This is a genomic window from Vagococcus allomyrinae, assembly GCF_017829975.1.
Taxonomy (GTDB): domain Bacteria; phylum Bacillota; class Bacilli; order Lactobacillales; family Vagococcaceae; genus Vagococcus_D; species Vagococcus_D allomyrinae.
In genome coordinates this window covers 1-20,793 of record NZ_JAEEGA010000014.1, presented here as the reverse complement: position 1 = coordinate 20,793, position 20,793 = coordinate 1, and the positions used below count along the sequence as shown (strand labels likewise).

Here is a 20,793-nt window from a genome sequence, read left to right as displayed (position 1 = left end):
TCGACATACTTTCACACACTAAAAAAGCCCACTCACTGGAATGGTTAGGCTTCTAGTGTCTGCTACACGCGAACCTTCTGACATTTTCGCAAGCTAAGTATAACATGATTTGTAATTTCTATCAAAATACTTAGCCACTTCAGATAACTCTCAATATCTGAAGAAGACGAGCATCCTTGATTAAACGATGCTACTTAAAAGTTAACCCTAATTTATTGGATAGTTTTCTCCAATTCACCAGCATAGATACCTCCCAGTTAGAAATCAATCGTATTATGCAAGCAGATAAAAAAAGAAACATGGCTCATAAATATGATGAATCGGTGGTATTAGAATGGGGGTTGTCATAAAAGATCAATTCATGGTGTTGATTAGCAATCCCTGTGTTAGTTTAGAAATGGATGGTCTTTACCACTCCTTTCACTACCCTCTCCATTCCTATTATGCTAAAATGGAGTCACTAATTTAGATGAGGTATCCAGATGGTCCAAACTATTGTTGAAAAATTAAACCTGAATCGCTATACTAACAAAACAATCCTAAATGCCCCAGCAGATCATCATTATTTTGATGATCTGGAAATAACTCAGTTAACCAATCAATTAACTGATCGTAAAGAAGATCTGGTGATTGTTTTTGTCTATTCAAAAGCTGAACTAATCCAACAAATCACCAGCTTGACTAGTTCCTTGTCAATGAATAAAGATGGCTATCTCTTTGTTGCTTATCCTAAAATTGGCAATCCAACATATCCTAACACTGTTCATCGTGATGAGATTTTCCCTGCCTTAGCCATTGACCCACAGGGAGATGGTTATCTTGGCAAAACTGACTTCAAATTTTCTCGCATGGTCAAACTCGATGAGACCTTCACCATCATTGGGCTTAAATTTACACCCATTCGCAAAAAAATAGCAACAAGCCAAAAAGTAGCAGACTATACGTCATTCGTTTCCCACTTACAACAACAGTTGCAAGCGGAGCCGACTCTTCTTACGCTTTTTGAGACATTAGCTCCTGGCTATCAACGCAATTGGGCACGTTATGTTTTTAGCGCGAAACAACAGGCCACTCAAACAAAACGCTTTGAAGAAATGAAAAAAATCCTCGCTTTAGGCTACAAAAGCAAGGAATTGTACCTACAGGCTCAGAGGGGGTAGGAAACTGATGAAGCAAACTGAACCACGGGTAGGCGTCGGCGCCATTCTCCTAAATAAAAACAATCAAGTGCTTCTAGTCTTGAGAAAAAAAGCACCCGATGCTGATCACTGGAGTTTACCTGGCGGCAAAGTCGACCTTTATGAAACCATTGAATTGGCCACCATTCGAGAAATAAGGGAGGAGCTCAATGTTTCGATTGAGTTAATTCAATTAGTTTGTGTAACCAATCATATTCTCGAAACTGAAAAGACCCATTTTATTTGCCCGACATTTTTAGCAGTCATAACAGCTGGCGACCTTCAGAATAACGAACCAGATAAACTGGCGGAATTCGGTTGGTTCCCTCTTGATCAGCTCCCGCACCCGCTCACCTACACCACCACTAACGCCCTTGAGGCTTTAGGTTCAGCCAAAAGAAAGACGGCCAACTAATTGGCCGTCTCTTTCTATTTACCAGCTAAATAGGCTTTAGTAATGGTTAATAAACGTGTCACTTGATCGCTTGCGGCCGCTTTAACATTAGCAGCATTTTGCATAGTTCCTTCACCATCAATAGTGGCACTTGTCCCATAAGGATTACCGCCTGCTGCAAAGGTTGAAACGTTGACGTAACCTGCAGGAACAATAACAGCTCCCCAGTGTTGCATAACGGTATATATCCCTTGAATGACTTGTTCTTGACCACCATTTGGATTTTGTGCAGAAGACATTGCTGTCACAAATTTATTAGCCAATTTTCCTTGAGCCCAAAGTCCGCCTTGTAAATCCATAAATTGTTTCATCTGACTTGCCATAACACCAAAACGTGAAGGTGAACTGAAAACAATGGCATCTGCCCACAGCAAATCATCTGATGTGGCAACTGGAATGTCTTTGCTTTCCTCAACATTTTTACGCCATAATGGGTTAGAATCAATTGCTACATCTGGCGCTAGCTCCTGAGCTTGACGAATTCTAACTTCTGCACCAAAGGCTTCCCCAGCTTCTTTTGACCATCTGGCTAATTGAGTATTACTTCCTGTTGAGCTATAAAAAACAACTAATAATTTTTCTGACATGATGAATGTCCTCCTCTAATTTATAAAACTTATTTTAAGTAAGCAACTTACATCTATTATACTAACATTTTGTAAGTAACTAATCAAGTGATTTGCCTCTTTTTTTATTTTCACAAAAACTAGCACAAAAAAAGAGAGTCTGCCCATAAGGCCACTCTCTTTTACAGTTAGCTAAACACTCTTCAAAAAACTACTGGTAATCAATGCAGATTGGTTAATGCCAGAAATCAAAACGACCTTTTTTCATCAACAGGGAAGGAGTTCCCACTTGCAACAATGATTTGTCAACAATTCCTTTTTTCATAACCGAAGCCGTCCACCCTTTCCAGTCCTTGTTAAACGAATGACCGATCCCTTCATTATTTCCCAAAGAGGCCACTGTTCCTAAAGATTTGAAAGTAAAACTTTTTAACTCTTTGCCTTGAATGGCTAATTCCATGTTCTCAACAACTTGATCAGCTTGCCCAAGCGCAATTTGAGCGGTTGTTGGATAAGGACGACCATTTGCCTCATCCATGACGGCACTAACATCGCCTATCATGAAAATTTCTGGATGACCTGGGACAGTTAAATTCGGTTCAACCATAACGCGGCCTCGTCGTTCCTCAAAGCCTGAAGCCCCAATGACACTGCTCCCACGAACGCCTGTCGTCCAAATAATCGTGCTGGCACTTACTTCTTTTAGTTCGCCATCTTCTTCGTACACAACAGAGTCGGCTTTAATTTCTTTGATTGGGGTTCCAACAAGAAAATTAACGCCACGTTGTTTTAGTACGCCCACGCCATAATCAGATAGATTACTTGAAAACATTGGCAATAAACTTGGCATTGCTTCAATACAAGTAATCTTGATTTTATCAATTGGGAATTTATAGCTATCTGCCAATCGAGGTAAACGGTTAGTGATCTCACCTAAGTACTCAATGCTGGTAAAACCAGCGCCACACACCACGATACTCAAATCTTTTTCATCTAATGAATGCTGATAATTGCGAATATTTTTATCTAACTGCTCTTTTGCCGCTTCGGCTGTTTTAATATCAACTAATGGCCAACCAAACTCATCTACGCCTTTAATGCCAAAAGATTCAGATTCAAAACCAAGTGCTACCACTAAATAATCATAGTCAACGGTTGCCCCTTTTTTCAATTGAACCTGTTTGTTTTCTTTGTCAATTAGTTTTACGGTGCCTCGAATAAATTTGACTTTATTGTCATTAATAACATCTTTCACATCAAAACTAATTTTTTTAGCTGGCTGAGTACCAGCTGCCACTTCATGTAATTGCGTTGCTTCATAATGATAGTCATTTTTGTTGATTAAGGTAATGTCAGCATTAAGATTTTTTTTCTGCAATCCTTTAACGGTTCTTAATCCTGCGTAACCTGCGCCTAAAACAACAATTTTCATTTTACTCATTTCATCGGTTCCTCCCAAAATAGTAGTACTCTTTCACAATTTAAAGACGGTTTTTCGAAACCACTTTTGATCACACAGTTACTATTAAAACATATTTCACAAAATAACCATAATAATCTGTTTGCTAGGTTTATCTCTGCTATCTAGTGACACATGTTTTCACCCTTATCAACTCGTAAACCAGCCTCTCAAACGCATCAAAACTTATGCGATTCTTTGTGAAAAAATACTCTAATTTAACGATTTACTCCTAAAACGAATTCGATCATTTTGCATCATGTTTGGTCCCTCACTGCTCTGTCTACCATCTCGTTTCCTTGGATTGCTTACAGCTGAACACATTCCAAAACGCCCCTTCATCAGTTGATTAACTAAAGAAGAGGCGTTGACTTATAATTCGTTTATTAATTTATTGGGTTGCTGCTTCCAAAATAACGTCATAGCAAATGAAACAGCTAAAATCACCACGACCACAAAATAGGGATAATGACTGTCCATATCCAATAAGGTACCGGATAAAATTGGACCGATAATATTGCCAACACTCGTTAATGCCGAATTAATCCCACTAACCGTCCCTTGATTTTCCCCTGCATTTTTTGATAAAAAAGTAGTTATGGCTGGTCGAATTAAATCAAAAGCTAAAAAGACCACAAAAGTGGAAATTAATACCGTCCAATAACCTGTCGCAAAAACAAGGCCAGCAACAAAAATAGCACTCAAAAGCAAACAAATACGAATCAGACCAACTTCTCCCACTCGTTTAACCATGCCGTCAAAGAAAACCAATTGAGCAATTAATGCCAAGACACCACTAACTGTAATTACCACCGCAATATCTCGAACAGAGAAACCATAATTCAAATCAACATAAATACTGTAAATCGACTCAAAAGCAGCCAGACCAAAAGCATTGATTAGGATGATCAAAAAAGGAAATGCCAGAACAGGTGTCAACATTACTTCTTTCATACTCCTTTTTGGTTTGTTCTCAACAATTTGTGGACGTGGTGGCTCTTTTAAAAGGACCCAAGCAAAAACAAAACCAATTATGCCCAAAAGACTGGCAACAAAAAAAGGCAAACGCGTGGAAATATCACCTAAGAAACCACCGATTCCAGGGCCAATAATAAACCCTCCACTGATGGCACCTGATACCCATCCCATGGCTTTTGGTCGCTCTTGGATCGTCGTTACGTCAGCCACAAAGGCCATGACAGACGGCATGATTAAGGCGGCACCTAGACCTCCTAATAGGCGTGACACATACAATATCGAGACATCTTGACCTATTCCATACAAAAATTCTGATACAGAATAAACTAACATGCCAATAACGATCATTTTTTTCCGTCCAAATAAATCTGACAAACGACCGGCAATCGGCGAACAAATCAACTGAGCTACAGCAAAAGCGGCCACTAAATATCCCATGGTTTGCCCTGATAAATTCATTTCATGCATAAAGGTTGGCATAACAGGTATCACTAAGCCAATACCTAAAAAGACGACAAATAGATTGGCAATAACAATTAACAACATATTCATCGTTTGTTTGTTCTTCATTCAAACACCCCTAACAATAGTCTAATCTTACATATTATGCCTTGTTTCAAAATTTAGAGCAAGAAAAAAAGACTTTCTCATCGTCTTTTTTGCTCATTTATTTCAATTTTAGATAATCACTGGCTAACATCGCATAACACTCACTGTCTACCCACTGATCATCAAATTTAAAGGCCTCTCGCCTAGTTCCCTCATAAACAAAGCCGCTTTTTTGATACACATGACGTGCTCGCGGATTAAATGAAAAAACTTCTAACTCCAAGCGATTTAATTTTAAATACTCAAAAGCATACGCTACCAGCAACGCCGTAGCAGTTTGACCAATTCCCTGATTGCGCCCTTTTTCACCGATTAAAATTCGATAATTAGCGCTGTTGCTGTTGGCATCCCATTCATTAATCACGACTTCGCCGACAACGGCTTGTTGTTCTTGACTGTAGATCACTAAGTCAAGTCGGTCAGTCTGCTGATTGCGACTTTCATACCAATGACGTATCCGTTTAACTTCATCAGCTGACAGCTGGCGCTGTGCTTCAGCACTCGTGCCAACACTTCCAGTCAAACGATTGACTTCTGGTTCAGCTAAAATAGCTAACAAGGCGTCACTGTCAGCCATTTCAAAAGGCCGCAATAAGATAGATTGACTTGCCAAACGAGGTTTCGTCGTAAAATCAGGTTGTGACTCATTCATATCTAACAACTCCTATCGATGGTTTATCTTTATCATAATGGAGAGAGGGTCCTTTGTCTAGATGGTTCTAACCAAATCAGTACAAGCGCAGCAGGTCGAGTTCCCCAAAGGTTCAACACTCTACTCTCCTTCTTAACCAAGCAAACCGTCCTCCTATTATCAATAAGCCACCGATGGCACTTCCCAGGTTACGGGATAGCCAAACTTAGCTAGCGCGTTTAATTCAAGATAACTGGAGATGGCCCCTTCATAAATCAGCTCCATCTCTGGTAAGCTGGTCATGTCCTGAGGGGTCATAAATGTGACTTTTTTTGGTAAAATAATGTTCGTTGAGTTCTTCAAAATCGTCGCCGCAAACTCTGAACAAAAATAATGATTAGGTCGCTCGATTTCAAATCCCCATGATAAAAAAATCAGGCCCAGAAAATTATACTTTAACGCTTGACGACGGCCTTCAAACTCTTGCAACAAGGCTTTCATTTGGTAGTATTCCTCGGTCGTGACCGCCATTCGATAAACTTGACACTTAGCATCAGTAAATAGACCTGAGCTCATATCTTCTCTCACAAACCCACCTACCAACGGATTATGAATTTGTTTACGCCCAAAACTATAAACTTCCATCAATTCTTGGTCAAATCCGATTGAAACATGATTGTATTTATTTTTGGTATAAACACCAATCGACCTTGATAATATTGACGTCGTTGATGTGTGAATAAAATAGACATACATACCTTTTCCTAACCTTTCAAAAAACCGTCACCGACTAGCTTTTTCTAGCTAATGACTGCTTCATCTCTTCTTGATACTTCTATTCTATTAAAATTCTAAACAAGAAACATCACACTTTAGTCTGATTTTTTTCTAAACCTTTTATTGTTCAACTGAGTCCTTGAATCAAATTTCTTGTGATTATTGTACCTGTAAAAAAATTCAACCACAACTCTTGCTTGCTTACATCTTTGTCACTCTAAATTAATCAGCATCTCACTAACAACTATCAACTCTTTTTTGATACAATAAACACGAACCACCATCAATTGTCGAAAGGAGCTCCAATGTATCCTAATACTAGCCAGTTAATTTTAACCTATTTACAAGCCGGGGTTTATCCTGGCGTCTCCTACGCCTTTATAAAAAAAGAAAAGACGGAACAAGCCACTTTCGGTTATGCTCAACTTGAACCCCAGCGCCTGTTAACCACGTCAACTCTTTTTGATATGGCCTCATTGACAAAGGTCATTGCAACTAACTCGTTAATTTTACAGTTAATAGAATCGGGCCACCTTAAAATAGATAGGCCTCTTCAGTCCTACTTGCCACAATTTAGAGATCCGATTGTGACCATTCGTCATTTATTAACCCACACCTCTGCCATTAATCCACAGATTCACAACCGGAACCAGTTGGATCAAGCGGCTCTCACACGGGCGATTTTATCTTTATCATCCGACCGTGATATTGGTCAAAAAGTGGCTTATACTGATACTGGAACTATTCTTTTAGGTTTTTTACTTGAAGAGATTTACGCAGAACCTCTTCACCAACTCTTTCAAGAGCGTGTGCTCGAGCCTTTGCAAATGACCCAAAGTACTTTTGCACCTACTAGCTCTGATGTCGCCGCTACAGAACAAGACCCGATAAGAGGGTTAATTTGCGGGCAAGTTCATGACCCGAAAGCTTTTACTTTAGGGGAACATTGCGGTAGTGCCGGTCTTTTTTCAACGATTGAGGATTGTTTGATTTTTGCGAAAATGATGTTGGCTGGCGGACAGACGGCAAAGGGAGAGAGCTTTTTGCAAGATGCCACCGTCGATTCTTTATTTGCCGATTGGACACCAACGGGCACGCTCCGTCGCTCTCTAGGTTGGGATTTAAAAGAAACGATTGATGATCACCGTCCACTGCTTTTTCACACCGGCTATACCGGGACCTTTATGTTACTGGACCGGGAAACTCAAGAAGCATTTATCTTTTTATCCAACCGCGTTCATCCTGTCGATCAAAGAGGTGACTATTTAAAGAAAAGAGACCACATATTAGAGGTATATTTAGAAGAGAAAGCACAATCTTCTTCAAATCTGCTATAATATTTGAGAAGAGGATCTTCTTAGTAACCTAACCTGTTTTTTTCTAAGGCACTTAGATCGATCTAAATAATAATAGCTACACACATTGTTAGCTAAACTGGAGGAATACGCGTGGAACAACCATTATTTTTAGCACCTGTCTTTCAAGAAAAAATTTGGGGTGGCGATAAGCTTCACACTGTTTTTGGTTATGATCTCCCTCATGATAAAATTGGTGAATGTTGGGCAATCAGTGCTCATCCCCATGGAACGTGTCATGTCGAAAACGGTCCTTTTAAAGGACAAAAACTAGATGAGCTTTGGGATAATCACCGTGAACTTTTTGGCAATGCCAAAGGGGATGTTTTCCCTTTATTAACAAAAATTCTCGATGCCGAAGATGATTTATCCGTGCAAGTCCACCCAGATGATGCTTATGGCTTAAAGCACGAAGGAGAACTTGGTAAAACAGAATGTTGGTATGTGATCGAAGCAGATGACGGAGCTGAAATCATCTACGGCCACCATGCTAAAACACGGGAAGAATTGCTAGATTTGATTGAAACTGGTCAATGGGACAATCTCTTGCGCCGAATTAAGGTCAAAAAAGGGGATTTCTTCCATGTACCGAGTGGAACCATTCACGCCATCGGAGCTGGCATTATGATTCTGGAAACACAACAAAGCAGCGACACGACTTACCGTGTCTATGATTACGATCGCAAAGGTGACGACGGTCAGCCAAGAGAATTGCATATTCAACAATCAGTTGAGGTGACCACGGTTCCCCACGTTGATCCTGAATTACATATTATCCAGCACAACCAAGGAACATCTAGCGTCACCGAATATGTCCGTACGCCTTTCTTTAACGTCTTTGAATGGGCGGTAGATGGAACACTCACTCTCACTCAAGGCGGCTTGTACACCCTCGTCAGTGTGATTGAGGGACATGGTCAACTAATCATTGAAGACCCTGAAACCGTCAATTCAACGGAAACTTATGACATAAGCAAAGGCACTCACTTTATCTTGCCTAACCAAATCAAAAAATGGCGTTTAACTGGTAAGATGCAATTAATTGCCTCCGAACCAGGGATTGACGCTTAACCAAACATCAAGCTAGGCATCAAAGAGCCCTTAGAGGGTAGAGACATTCCATAATTTCCCATATCTTCAAAAAAAGTCATCAAAACACTCAGTGTTCTGATGACTTTTTATACTTTATAGAAGAACATAAAACTTTCTCTATATTGCCGTTCAGCTTTTCTTATTGATTTATACTTCAGTTAGGTTATCATCGTTCTCTTCATCTTCATTCATATCATTTTCCTCCGAAGAGAAATCGTGAACTTGAACTTGCGTGAGTGGTTCGCATTTAACTCGATTACGCCCTGCCAAACTCAAAGGCACATGCTCCGTAATCACATCGCTATACTCCAAGCCGTACCAACGAGCTGGTGATGTTGTTATCGATTTAATGGCTAGTTTGGCCTGCATGATCATTCGATCCAAATTACTTAAATCAGTCACCCGAGACAATTCCTCACGAATTAACACAAAACAAAAATCTCCCACATCTCGCCCTGGTGTAATCGTATATTTTTGCGGTTGACGGGGCAATTTGCCTTGATCCATCAAATCATGGACAATATGGCGCAAGTAAATATTGACATCTTGGTTCATCCGGAAGCCTAAGCGCAGTTGAACATTCACAATATAGTCCGTGTTCATCATGTCCACGTGATACTCTTTAGTAAAGGGGTCATCGGTCACAAAGACATTCACAAACCAGTAAACTTTGGCCTTTTTAGGTTTTTTATCCAAGATTGAGTACATAATCTCACGGCCAATTTTGTGTCGTTTTAAGTTATTCGTTAGAAATACCACATTGGTTTGATATAACTGAACCGTGTCATCCTGACGCAACTGATCAATTTGGTCCACATAATCATAAAGAGATACTCGATTGCTCATTCGTTCTTGGATTAAAGAGCCCTTTTCCCAAATAACCATTACAGAAAGGATAATTAGGGCAATTAAAACGGCCACATAGCCGCCATGGAAAAACTTAGTCGCACTTGAGATAAAGAAAATACTCTCGATTAAAGTGAAGAAAAGGAAGACACTTCCCGCCACAATTTTGGGAACCCCTTTTTGTAACAGATAAAACAGTAACAAGATCGTCGTCATCAACATGGTAACCGTAATCGCAAGACCGTAGGCGGCTTCCATATGAGCCGATGTTCTAAAGTATAAAACAATCGCCACACAAGTCACAAATAAAATTGTGTTTACCACTGGTATATAGAGCTGACCTTTTTGGTTACTTGGATAAATAATTTTAAATCTCGGCAGAAGACGTAACTTAACGGCTTCTGATACAAGTGTATATGAACCAGAAATTAAAGCTTGTGAGGCAATCACTGCCGCTACAGTGGCAAATGCCACACCAATCACCGACAGCCATTCTGGCATCATTCTGAAAAACGGATTTAGCATTTCAATTTTTTGGTAATAGCCGCTATCTTTGACTGAAATGATCCAAGCTGCTTGACCAAAATAATTGAGTAATAAACAAATTTTAATATAAGGCCAACTGCCTAAAATATTCATGCGACCTACATGTCCCATATCAGAATACAAAGCTTCAGCACCGGTGGTGGCTAAGAAGACACTGCCGAGAATAAAGATACCAGCTTTGTTTTCCGAACTTGTTAGTAATTGTACGGCATAATAAGGATTTAAAGCCTTAATCACACTAGGATTATCAAAGAAATTCCACAGGCCAACCGCCCCAATAAACGTGAACCAGCCTAACATAACCGGTCCAAAGGCTCGTCCAACCCGTTCTGTCCCAAAACGTTGGATCATAAATAAGATGCAGATGATCACGATCGTGATGATGATGATCACATTTTGGTCGTTACCAAAGGTATTAAAAAATGTCGGAATTCCTCGTAATCCCTCAATCGCTGTGGTAATCGTCACCGCAGGGGTTAAGACCCCGTCAGCTAGTAGAGCGGCTCCACCGATCATCGCTGGAATAATTAAATACTTGCTAGCTTTTCTGACTAGGGTGTAAAGTGAGAAAATTCCGCCTTCACCATGGTTGTCTGCCCTTAAGGCAATCATGACGTATTTGACAGTTGTCAATAGTGTTAACGTCCACACGATCAAAGAGACGGCACCGATGATAAAACTTTCTGAAACATTGGCTAATCCGCCGTTGCCTTCGATGATTGCTTTCATTACATAAAGTGGGCTTGTTCCAATATCACCGTAAACAACACCCATTGCCACTAAAGCTCCACCAATTTTAAATTTATCCATATGTGGATTATGGTGGCCTTGACCTTCTTTTTTCATTTTTCCTCTTTCCTCCTGCGAAGTTATCCTTTTTTCCATAAAAAGGGACCTGCATATTAGACTAGGGCCCAATACACAGGTCTTGCTATTTCATTTTAGACCAGCACCCTATCTGGTACTTGCTGTTGGCCTAAACACACATCAGCTATTAAAGTGCTAAAGACTTTAAAAAGACTGTTATGTCAGCTACTCCCCTATGATTATCAATTACTGATAGAGCTCATTATAGGCTTTTTAACGGAAAAGTCAATCAACTTTTCTGCTATTTTTCAGAAATTTGTTTTTCTTAATTTTCTCATTTGGGTTATATTTTTTTAAAAGTGATGACAGCGCCATTTAGGCCTCCTATCCAACACAAATTCACTATTTCACATAAAAACTTCTCTTTTCAATTTTTAATCTTTTTTTAATCTTGAAACTCTGGTATAATAATTACCAACTTCTTTCTGAAAATAAGAAGAAAATACTGAGAGGTGTGTTTACATGAAAGAGATTTACAATTTTTCTGCTGGTCCGGCGGTTTTGCCAAAATCAGTCCTTTTAAAAGCCCAATCTGAACTTATTAATTACCGAGACAGTGGTATGTCGGTGATGGAACTAAGCCACCGCTCCTCCTTATTTGAAGAAATCATTCAAGAAGCTGAAAGTCTCCTGCGCGAGTTAATGGCCATTCCTGACAACTATCGAGTTCTCTTTTTACAAGGCGGCGCTAGCCTACAATTCACAATGGTTCCGTTGAATTTAGCTAAAGATCAAGCCGTTGGCTACATCAATACTGGTACCTGGTCAGAAAAAGCCATTAGTGAAGCTAAAAAAATACCCGGCTTAGATGTGCAAATTTTGGCTAGTAGCCAAGAAAGCAACTATACTAATATCCCTGATTTAAGTACCCTTGATGTTCCGCAAGACTTAGCCTACTTACATCTGACAACCAACAATACCATTGAAGGGACCAGCATTTATCACTTGCCAAAGAGCGGTGCAGTTCCACTTGTTGCTGATATGTCTTCAAATATTTTATCTACCGATTATCAAGTGGCAGATTTCGGCTTAATTTACGCTGGTGCCCAAAAAAATATTGGACCAGCTGGCTTAACGGTTGTTATCGTCCGCGATGATTTAGTGGGGAAAGAAAAAGTTCCTAGTGCCATGTTGGACTACGCGATTCAAGCCAAGGCCAATTCCCTTTACAACACACCGCCAACCTATGCTATTTATATTGCAAAATTAGTATTTGAATGGGTCAAAGAATTGGGTGGCGTGAAAGAAATGGAACGTCGCAACCAAGAAAAGGCCCAGTTGCTTTATGATTATTTGGAAATATCCGCTTTATTCGATTCACCGGTAGCGATTGCTGACCGTTCTTTGAATAATATTCCCTTTGTCACTGGACAGCCTGAGTTAGATAAACAATTTGTGTCAGAAGCAGAAGCTGCCGGCTTCGAAAATTTAAAAGGTCATCGCCTAGTTGGTGGCATGCGAGCCAGCCTATATAACGCTTTTCCAGTTGAAGGGGTTCACGCCTTAATCGACTTTATGACAAACTTTGAACAACAACATGGAGGTAAATAACATGAGTTTTGAGATTCAAACCTATAATAACATTGCCGAAGAAGGGTTAAAACGTTTTAGAAATGCGACCTACACCATCGACACAGGGGCTGAGCCTGACGGCATTATGCTGCGAAGTCAAAACTTACATGAGACAACTTTTCCAGCCAGTGTCAAAGGGATTGCTCGAGCTGGGGCTGGGGTTAACAATATTCCCGTTGAGTCTTGCACAAGCCAAGGAATTGTTGTGTTCAACACTCCTGGAGCCAACGCCAATGCCGTCAAAGAGTTAGTCCTCGCCAGCTTATTGCTCTCTGTTCGCCCGATTTTAAAAGGCGCTACTTGGGTGCAAACCTTAACTGGTACTGATATTGACAAGCAAGTTGAAAAAGAAAAAAAGCAATTCAGCGGCTTTGAATTAGAAGGAAAAAAACTAGGTGTTGTTGGACTGGGTGCCATTGGGGCAATGATTGCCAATGACGCTTATCGCTTGGGAATGGATGTTGTCGGCTACGATCCTTTTGTTTCTGTCGACACCGCTTGGAACATTTCACGTCGTGTGCGACGGGCATTAACCCTTGATGAGGTCTTTCGCGAGTGCGATTTTATTACCATTCACGTTCCATTAAACGATAAAACGCGCCATCTGATAAGCACCAAAGAATTACAACTTATGAAAAATAATGCCACCTTGCTGAACTTTGCCCGTGGCGAACTGGTTGACAATCAAGCTCTTGTCGAAGGGATCAATAATCAGACAATCAAAGAATATATCACGGATTTTGCTAGTGAAGAATTGCTACATCACCCACAAATAACGGTCTTGCCACATTTAGGTGCTTCCACTAGTGAAGCAGAGATTAATTGTGCTAAATCTGCGAGTCGCAATTTGAAGTTATTCTTGGAAACTGGCAATATTCAGCATTCGGTCAACTTCCCAGCAGTCGAATTAGCCTTTCATTCTCCTTATCGTTTGGCAATCTTTCATAAAAATGTGCCAAATATGTTGGGCGCTATCTCCAGTACTGCCGCAGATTTAGGGATGAATATTGACAACTTAATTAATCGCAGTCGCGATGAGATCGCCTATACCTTATTAGACTTATCAGAAACTGACATCACTAAAATCAACGCCTTACAAACGGCCGTCTCAGCATTAAATGATGTCATCAGAATTCGGATCATCAAACATCAGGAGGAGAATTAATCATGGTAGTACTGCGACCTTTTAAAGGCATTCGCCCAGAAGCTTCCCATGTGGCTCAAATAGCAACTCATCCTTACGATGTCTTAAACTCACAAGAAGCAGCAGAATTAGCCCAAGATAATCCTTATTCTTATCTGCATATCGATAAGGCGGAGATTGATTTACCAAGTGACTTGTCACCTTACGATGAACAAGTCTATCAAAAAGCGGCTAGTAATTTGGCGGCTTTTCTGGAAAAAGGCTGGTTCGTCCAAGATGAGACTCCCGCCTTGTATTTATACGAGTTAACCATGGATGGCCGTGCCCAAACTGGTATCGTGGCCACCACGGCTATTGATGATTATGCCGCTGGACACATCAAAAAACATGAATATACCCGCCATGAAAAGGAAATTGACCGTATCAATCATATTGATTACACTGATGCCAACACCAGTCCGATTTTTTTGACTTATCGACAACAAGCGGATGTGAAACAACTCATCGCCGAGTGGCAACAAAGTCATCAACCCATCTATGATTTTGACAGCTTTTACGATGTCAAACATCGTGTCTGGATGATCACTGACCCTCAGGTAATTGCCAAACTAGTGACGGCCTTTAAATCAATTGATTATTTGTACATTGCTGATGGCCATCATCGAACAGAATCTGCTGTGAAAGTTGGACTTAAACGTCGCGAAAGCTTTCCAAAGGCACCTGCTGACAGCGCCTTTAACTATTTCTTATCTGTTATTTTTCCAAAAGAAGAATTGGCCATTTGGGATTACAACCGGGTCTTACAGGTGCCTATTCCCGCAGATTTAGTGGCTCAGTTAGCCCAATCTTTTGTGGTAACGCCTTTGACTGAATCAGCTTATCAACCTCAAGAGGTGGGACATTTCGGCATGTACGTTGCTGACAAGTGGTATGATTTGGCGATCAAAGCTGAGCTGATCCCGACTGACGCCGTTGGCAAACTGGACGCGGCTCTTTTACAACAGTACGTTTTTGAGGCTATTTTCAAAATTGACGATATTCGCACAGACAAGCGGATTGACTTCGTTGGCGGCATTCGAGGCATTCAAGAGTTGGAACGGTTAGTTGATTCAGGGGACTTTAGTCTCGCCTTCTCACTCTATCCAACATCCATGGATCAGCTACTTGCTGTTGCTGACGCTGACCAAGTAATGCCACCAAAATCAACTTGGTTTGAACCTAAATTATTAAGCGGATTATTTTTACACGATTTAGAAACACCAAATTAAACAAAATGGCAGGATAATGATATACTAATGAGATAATGGTTGGAACTTAGGTTCCAACCATATTCATTAGATGCAGGGAGAGAATTGTAGTGAGGGATAAATTAAATGAGGCAAAACGGATTGTCATTAAAGTAGGAACTAGTACACTGATGTATCCCAATGGCAAACCAAACTTGCAAGCAGTCGACGAATTGGCATTTACCTTAAGCGATTTAGTCAATCAAGGAAAAGAAGTTATCTTTGTTTCTTCTGGAGCCATCGGTATTGGATTAAACCAATTGAACATGAATCGCCGACCCTCATCCATACCTGAACAACAAGCTGTTGCTGCCATTGGTCAATCAGAGCTGATGACCATTTATAATCGGCGCTTTCGCACGTATAATCAGCAAATCGGCCAGGTCCTTTTGACTCGTGATGTCGTGGATTATCCCGAAAGCCGCCAAAATGTCATCAACACCTTGGAGCAATTGATTAACATGCAGGTCGTTCCCATCATTAATGAAAATGACAGTGTCTCCGTTGACGAATTAGATCATCTGACAAAATTCGGCGACAATGACTTTTTATCAGCGATTGTGGCTCAGTTAATCAATGCGGATTTATTGATCATGTTATCTGATATTGACGGGTTTTATTCGGCTAACCCGACAACTGATCCAACGGCCGTCCTCTATCAACAGATTCACCAACTGGATCAACGTTTATTTGACCAAGCCGGTGGCAATGGTAGTGGTAGTCAGTTTGGCACGGGCGGTATGCTGAGTAAGCTAAATGCCGCTCAATTAGTCCTAGCGAATAATCAAAAAATGATTTTAGCTAACGGCAAGCACCCTAAAATTATTTTTGATCTTTTAGAAGGCCGAAACATCGGCACACTATTTTCGAAAAACCAATTGGAAGGAGCAAAGAAATGACACTTTTAACATTAGGTAAGCAAGCGAAAATAGCTTCATACAGCTTGTCACAAGCCAGTACCCGGCTAAAAAATGAGCTGCTAATGGCTATGGCAGAGGCAATCGAAGCCAAAACAGACCTCATTTTGCAGGCAAATCAGCAGGACTTAACTCATGCCGTCGATAATGGCATTGACGACACCATGCTTGACCGCTTGCGCTTGACTGTCGAGCGAATCCAAGCTATGTCCGATGGCATCCGCCAAGTGGCTAGTTTAGCCGACCCGATTGGCGAGGTTGACAAAATGTGGAAAAACGAAGATAACCTGACCATTGGCAAACGCCGTGTTCCTCTTGGGGTTATTGGCATTATTTACGAATCACGGCCAAATGTCACAACAGATGCCGCCGCACTCTGCTTTAAAACCGGCAATGCGGTAATTCTCCGAGGAGGTAAAGAAGCTTTTTATTCCAATCAGTTACTCGTTACGATTCTACAAGAAGTCCTGACCGAAAGCCCTTTATCGGCACACTCGATTCAATTTGTCAGCGACACCTCACGAGAAACGGCTCGCGAACTAATGCAATTAAATCAGTATTTAGATGTGCTGATCCCTCGAGGTGGGGCAAATCTGATTAAAACTGTTTTAGCCACTGCAACGGTCCCAGTCATTGAAACGGGGACAGGCAATTGCCACATCTATGTGGACAAAGCCGCTCAATTGGAAATGGCGCGAGATATCGTGGTCAATGCTAAATGTCAGCGTCCCTCTGTCTGCAACTCAGCCGAAACGCTCTTGGTTCATGAAACGATCGCTGCCGAATTTTTACCTTTGGTCGCCGCGGGCTTAGCTCCCTTTAATGTCGAATTGCGAGGAGACGAACAAACTCGTCGCTATCTACCAGAAGCAATTCTGGCCAATGAAGAGGATTGGGGCACAGAATTTCTTGATTTCATACTGGCCATCAAGATTGTCGGTTCAACTGATGAGGCCATTTTACACATCAACACTTATAACACCAAACATTCTGAAGCAATCATCAGCGACAACTATTTCGACACTCAAAAATTTCTTGATCACGTTGACGCCGCTGCCGTGTATGTCAATGCCTCGACTCGCTTTACCGATGGCTTTGCTTTTGGCTTTGGGGCAGAAATTGGGATTAGCACGCAAAAACTCCATGCTCGCGGTCCGATGGGACTTCACGAATTAACCTCAACAAAATACATCATCTATGGTGACGGACAAATCCGCCGCTAAGATACCACCCTCTAGTTGTTTAAACTGGAGGGCTTTTTAGTTCCCGAAACGCAAATACGCCTTTAGACATGAATATTTTATGTCTTTTGCCCTTGTCCTTTTTATTTCTGAGATGAGTGTGCTAAAATTAACTTTAGCAGTACATTTTTGGCTCTGCCAAATCAATGTTGAAATACAGTTTAGGAGATCAATTGATGAAAGAAAAACTACACGCCTTATTAAAAAAAGAAAAACGGTACGGCTTGGCAGCCTTTTTAATCCCGGTCATAATTATGGCCATCTGTTATGCCATGATCGGCATTTATTGGGGAAGCGATCGAAGTGTGCTAGCCAGCGACGCCTTTTCACAGTTTTCCAATTTCCACGCTAGCTTTAACAATGTATTACACGGCAAACAAAGCATCTTCTATTCATGGAATGCCTCTTTAGGCCTGAATTATTATGCTCTTATCTCCTATTATTTAGGCGGAATATTTACGCCTTTGGTCTTTTTCTTTAAAAACAGCCAAATGCCAGATGCCCTTTATTTACTTACGCTGATTAAAATTGGGTCAGCAAGCTTAGCTTTCTGGCATTATGCTAAAAATACATTTAAAATCAATAAGTGGTCACATGTTGCTCTGGCCGTTGGGTATTCGTTAATGTCTTTTATCACGGCACATTCTGAATTGATCATGTGGTTGGATACCTTTGTCTACCTGCCTTTGATTTTCTTGGGAATCAATAACATTATTGACAAACGAAAACCGTTGCTGTTGTTCGTGGCTTACTTCTTGCTATTTATCTCGAATTTCTATTTTGGTTTCATGGTTGGTATTTTATCCTTTATGTATTTTTGGGCTCGAACAGCCACCGATTGGCAAAAAAATAAAAGAGCCATCAGTCACTATTTAACAACCTCTTTCTTAGCTGGAATAGCTTCAATGGTCATGATTTTACCGACAGTTTTAGATTTGCGTTCTAACGGTGAAACCTTAAGCGAAATCACAAAATGGAAAACAGAAGCCACTGCTTTTTGGGACATTGTCGTCAAAAATATGGTCGGCGTCTACGACACCACTAAATACGGGTCAATCCCTTTTATATACGTTGGTTTATTACCGTTGATTTTTTGTGTCTTTTATTTTGTTAGCCGCAAAATACCCTTAAAAAATAAAGTGGCCTACGGGCTGATTTTTGCGATTATCACTGCTAGTTTCTACTTGGTACCACTCAACTTGTTCTGGCATGGCATGCACGCCCCTAATATGTTCTTATTCCGCTACAGTTTCACTTTTTCTTTCTTGATTCTGATGCTAGCTGGCTATGGGCTTGAGCAATTCACCAAGGATGACAGTGCCGTTTTTACCAGCTCAACTATTGTCTTGATTGGGATCTTTATTATGGCCTATGCCGTCCGTTCAAAAGACAGTTATGATTTCCTAACGGATCGAAACTTTCTAGTGACCATTTTATTTTTATTGCTTTATTTAGTTGGCATTATTTTCTATCAATTCTATCACCCTTACAAGGATAAAAAAACCAGTCGACTACAGTCACACCAATTAGCTCTATTGTTGTTAATTCTTGTCTCCTTTGAAGCAACCATTAACACTCATGCCATGCTAAATGGCATTTTGGAGGATTGGCGTTATGCCTCTCGCAGCCTTTACGAGGATCCTTACAAGGACTATAGTGACGCCATCGATACAGTCAAGGAAAAAGATACTGGCACTTTCTATCGCATGGAAACCTTGGATCCTGTCTCTTCCAACGATAGCATCAATTATGGGTTTAGTGGTATCAGCATGTTTTCATCGATTCGTAATCGAAATGCTTCCTCAGTTATGAACGATTTAGGGTTTCGCTCGCGAGGAACGGGGCTGAATATACGTTATCCTAATAATACCTTGCTGATGGATTCTTTGTTTGGTATTAAGTATAACCATGCTAAACTAAATCCCCAAAAATTTGGCTTTGAACGAACCTATCAAAATGAGAGCTATCAAATGTATCAAAATAAACACGCCATGTCATTAGGTGTCCTAACGGATCAGGAAATTTATACGGTTAAATTTCCTGCTAACGACAATTTGGCTGCTCAAACAAACTTGGTTAATCAACTGGCAGGCACTGAGGAAACCTTCTTTACGTTTGCTACGCCAACTATTACTACTACGACTAACACAACACTGACTGAAAGTAATGGCAATATCACCTTTGCAGAAATCGAACCGAATATTGCCAAAGTGGTCAACTGGGAAATCGAAGTGCCAGCCAATAAACAGGCCTACTTAAGTCTGTTTCCAACTAACTTTGGCGAATTAAAAAGCTCTACCGCTGAAATAACTGTCGGCGGTCAAAGTTGGAAGACTCAGATTGATATTACGGGACAATATTATAATTTAGGATACTATCAAGAAAATACAATCGTCACTTTCTCAGTGGCTTTTTATGGCACTACCTCCTTAACCTTAATGAAACCACCCGTTATTTTATTGGATATTCCCAGCTACGAGAAAGCTTTTACAGCGATTAATCAACGGGATGTGCCCTTTAACGTTAAAGGACGAACAGCCACCGCTCAAGTAGAAGCAACTGAGGACGACCAAGTTTTGATGACAACCATTCCTTACGACAAGGGCTGGACAGCTTATGTCGACGGCAAAAAGGTGGAGATTAAACCACTGAAGAAAGCCTTTATCACCCTTCCATTAACGAAAGGGAAACATGATATTAAATTGAGCTTCTTACCACAAGGGTTTATTATAGGTCTGCTTTGCCTGATAATCTCACTCATTATCTTTAGTGGTTATCTTTACCTGCTTAAAAGATCAGCTAACACCGTTATTAAAACCACGCCAAAAAAGCGCAGTAGAAAAAAGGCAGTAGAAACCTTGGAATAAGCTGACTAGCTAGTTCCTATGAACAAGTGCAAAAAAGGGCTCTACGTCAAATGATGTGGATGGCTAGAAATTAATCGAAATTATCGACAAATTAAGCGGCTCTGTCAGCGATGGCAGGGGTGCTTTTTTGTGTTAAGTTAAAGCTAACTAAAATGCGGTGTTTGAAGTTCCAAAAACTGCGGTACCCATAAGCCACCCTTTTGATAACTTTTATTTTATTGATCGTGCCTTCTAAAGGGCCATTTGAAAAGGAATACTTAAACGTATTTTCGATTCGTGGTAAATGCTTCTTTAAGGTCTTTAAAGACGTGGTCATCAGGGAAGAACCCCCTTCAGGCATTGACTCAACGACGTGTTTGAAGGCATCAAAATCATTTCTCTGGGAGTGGAAAAGCAACGTTTGGTAAA

General features: G+C 40.6%; 18 protein-coding genes. 11 read left to right on the top strand and 7 right to left on the bottom strand.

All coding sequences use genetic code 11. From position 1 onward, the window contains the following. Positions 1-176 precede the first annotated feature (176 nt). The 3 genes from I6N95_RS18785 (at position 177) to I6N95_RS18775 (ending at position 1,593) form a co-directional block, all read left to right on the top strand. Positions 177-350: a hypothetical protein gene (locus tag I6N95_RS18785; RefSeq protein ID WP_209530881.1), complete on the top strand. Its 174-nt coding sequence runs from the start codon at positions 177-179 to the stop codon at positions 348-350. Positions 351-482: 132 nt separating this feature from the next. Beyond that, the gene (locus I6N95_RS27195; RefSeq protein ID WP_245249701.1) at positions 483-1,160 is read left to right on the top strand and encodes a YdeI/OmpD-associated family protein; all 678 of its coding nucleotides are present in this window, start codon (positions 483-485) and stop codon (positions 1,158-1,160) included. A 7-nt stretch (positions 1,161-1,167) separates the two neighbouring features. Then, positions 1,168-1,593 carry an NUDIX domain-containing protein gene (locus I6N95_RS18775; RefSeq protein ID WP_209530880.1) on the top strand — a complete coding sequence of 142 codons (426 nt, stop codon included), beginning with the start codon at positions 1,168-1,170 and terminating at the stop codon, positions 1,591-1,593. Positions 1,594-1,607: 14 nt separating this feature from the next. Here I6N95_RS18775 and wrbA read toward each other — a convergent pair whose 3' ends face one another. From wrbA to I6N95_RS18750, 5 genes are all read right to left on the bottom strand, one after another. Further along, a complete protein-coding gene (gene wrbA / locus I6N95_RS18770) occupies positions 1,608-2,219 on the bottom strand; it encodes an NAD(P)H:quinone oxidoreductase type IV (RefSeq protein WP_209530879.1) in 612 nt (203 codons plus the stop codon). A gap of 214 nt (positions 2,220-2,433) precedes the next feature. Beyond that, positions 2,434-3,639, bottom strand: coding sequence for an NAD(P)/FAD-dependent oxidoreductase (locus tag I6N95_RS18765; RefSeq protein WP_209530878.1), 1,206 nt, complete (start codon positions 3,637-3,639; stop codon positions 2,434-2,436). Between the two features lie 390 nt (positions 3,640-4,029). Continuing rightward, positions 4,030-5,205 (bottom strand): MFS transporter, encoded by a 1,176-nt coding sequence (locus I6N95_RS18760; RefSeq protein WP_209530877.1) that lies wholly within the window; start codon positions 5,203-5,205, stop codon positions 4,030-4,032. 97 nt (positions 5,206-5,302) lie between these two features. Then, a complete protein-coding gene (locus tag I6N95_RS18755) occupies positions 5,303-5,896 on the bottom strand; it encodes a GNAT family N-acetyltransferase (RefSeq protein WP_209530876.1) in 594 nt (197 codons plus the stop codon). Positions 5,897-6,055: 159 nt separating this feature from the next. Next, on the bottom strand, positions 6,056-6,631 hold the full coding sequence (locus I6N95_RS18750) for a hypothetical protein (RefSeq protein WP_209530875.1): 576 nt from the start codon (positions 6,629-6,631) through the stop codon (positions 6,056-6,058). A gap of 326 nt (positions 6,632-6,957) precedes the next feature. Here I6N95_RS18750 and I6N95_RS18745 point away from each other — a divergent pair, with 326 nt between their 5' ends. Next, positions 6,958-7,989 carry a serine hydrolase domain-containing protein gene (locus I6N95_RS18745; protein ID WP_209530874.1) on the top strand — a complete coding sequence of 344 codons (1,032 nt, stop codon included), beginning with the start codon at positions 6,958-6,960 and terminating at the stop codon, positions 7,987-7,989. Between the two features lie 111 nt (positions 7,990-8,100). Next, positions 8,101-9,078, top strand: a complete 978-nt coding sequence (manA, locus tag I6N95_RS18740) for a mannose-6-phosphate isomerase, class I (protein WP_209530873.1) — start codon at positions 8,101-8,103, stop codon at positions 9,076-9,078. Positions 9,079-9,246: 168 nt separating this feature from the next. Here manA and I6N95_RS18735 read toward each other — a convergent pair whose 3' ends face one another. Continuing rightward, the gene (locus I6N95_RS18735; RefSeq protein ID WP_430727550.1) at positions 9,247-11,337 is read right to left on the bottom strand and encodes a KUP/HAK/KT family potassium transporter; all 2,091 of its coding nucleotides are present in this window, start codon (positions 11,335-11,337) and stop codon (positions 9,247-9,249) included. A gap of 483 nt (positions 11,338-11,820) precedes the next feature. Here I6N95_RS18735 and serC point away from each other — a divergent pair, with 483 nt between their 5' ends. From serC to I6N95_RS18705, 6 genes are all read left to right on the top strand, one after another. Next, on the top strand, positions 11,821-12,909 hold the full coding sequence (gene serC, locus I6N95_RS18730) for a 3-phosphoserine/phosphohydroxythreonine transaminase (RefSeq protein WP_209530872.1): 1,089 nt from the start codon (positions 11,821-11,823) through the stop codon (positions 12,907-12,909). Between the two features lies 1 nt (position 12,910). Further along, positions 12,911-14,095, top strand: coding sequence for a 3-phosphoglycerate dehydrogenase family protein (locus I6N95_RS18725; RefSeq protein ID WP_209530871.1), 1,185 nt, complete (start codon positions 12,911-12,913; stop codon positions 14,093-14,095). Positions 14,096-14,097: 2 nt separating this feature from the next. Next, positions 14,098-15,342, top strand: a complete 1,245-nt coding sequence (locus tag I6N95_RS18720; RefSeq protein WP_209530870.1) for a DUF1015 domain-containing protein — start codon at positions 14,098-14,100, stop codon at positions 15,340-15,342. An 89-nt stretch (positions 15,343-15,431) separates the two neighbouring features. After that, positions 15,432-16,259: a glutamate 5-kinase gene (gene proB / locus I6N95_RS18715; RefSeq protein ID WP_209530869.1), complete on the top strand. Its 828-nt coding sequence runs from the start codon at positions 15,432-15,434 to the stop codon at positions 16,257-16,259. Continuing rightward, positions 16,256-17,500, top strand: a complete 1,245-nt coding sequence (locus I6N95_RS18710) for a glutamate-5-semialdehyde dehydrogenase (protein WP_209530868.1) — start codon at positions 16,256-16,258, stop codon at positions 17,498-17,500. Before proB ends, I6N95_RS18710 begins: the two co-directional genes overlap by 4 nt. Positions 17,501-17,694: 194 nt before the next feature. Beyond that, the gene (locus tag I6N95_RS18705; protein WP_209530867.1) at positions 17,695-20,385 is read left to right on the top strand and encodes a YfhO family protein; all 2,691 of its coding nucleotides are present in this window, start codon (positions 17,695-17,697) and stop codon (positions 20,383-20,385) included. A gap of 91 nt (positions 20,386-20,476) precedes the next feature. Here the strand turns inward: I6N95_RS18705 and I6N95_RS18700 are convergent. Further along, on the bottom strand, positions 20,477-20,793 hold a 317-nt coding region (locus I6N95_RS18700; RefSeq protein ID WP_209530866.1), incomplete at its 5' end, for a transposase.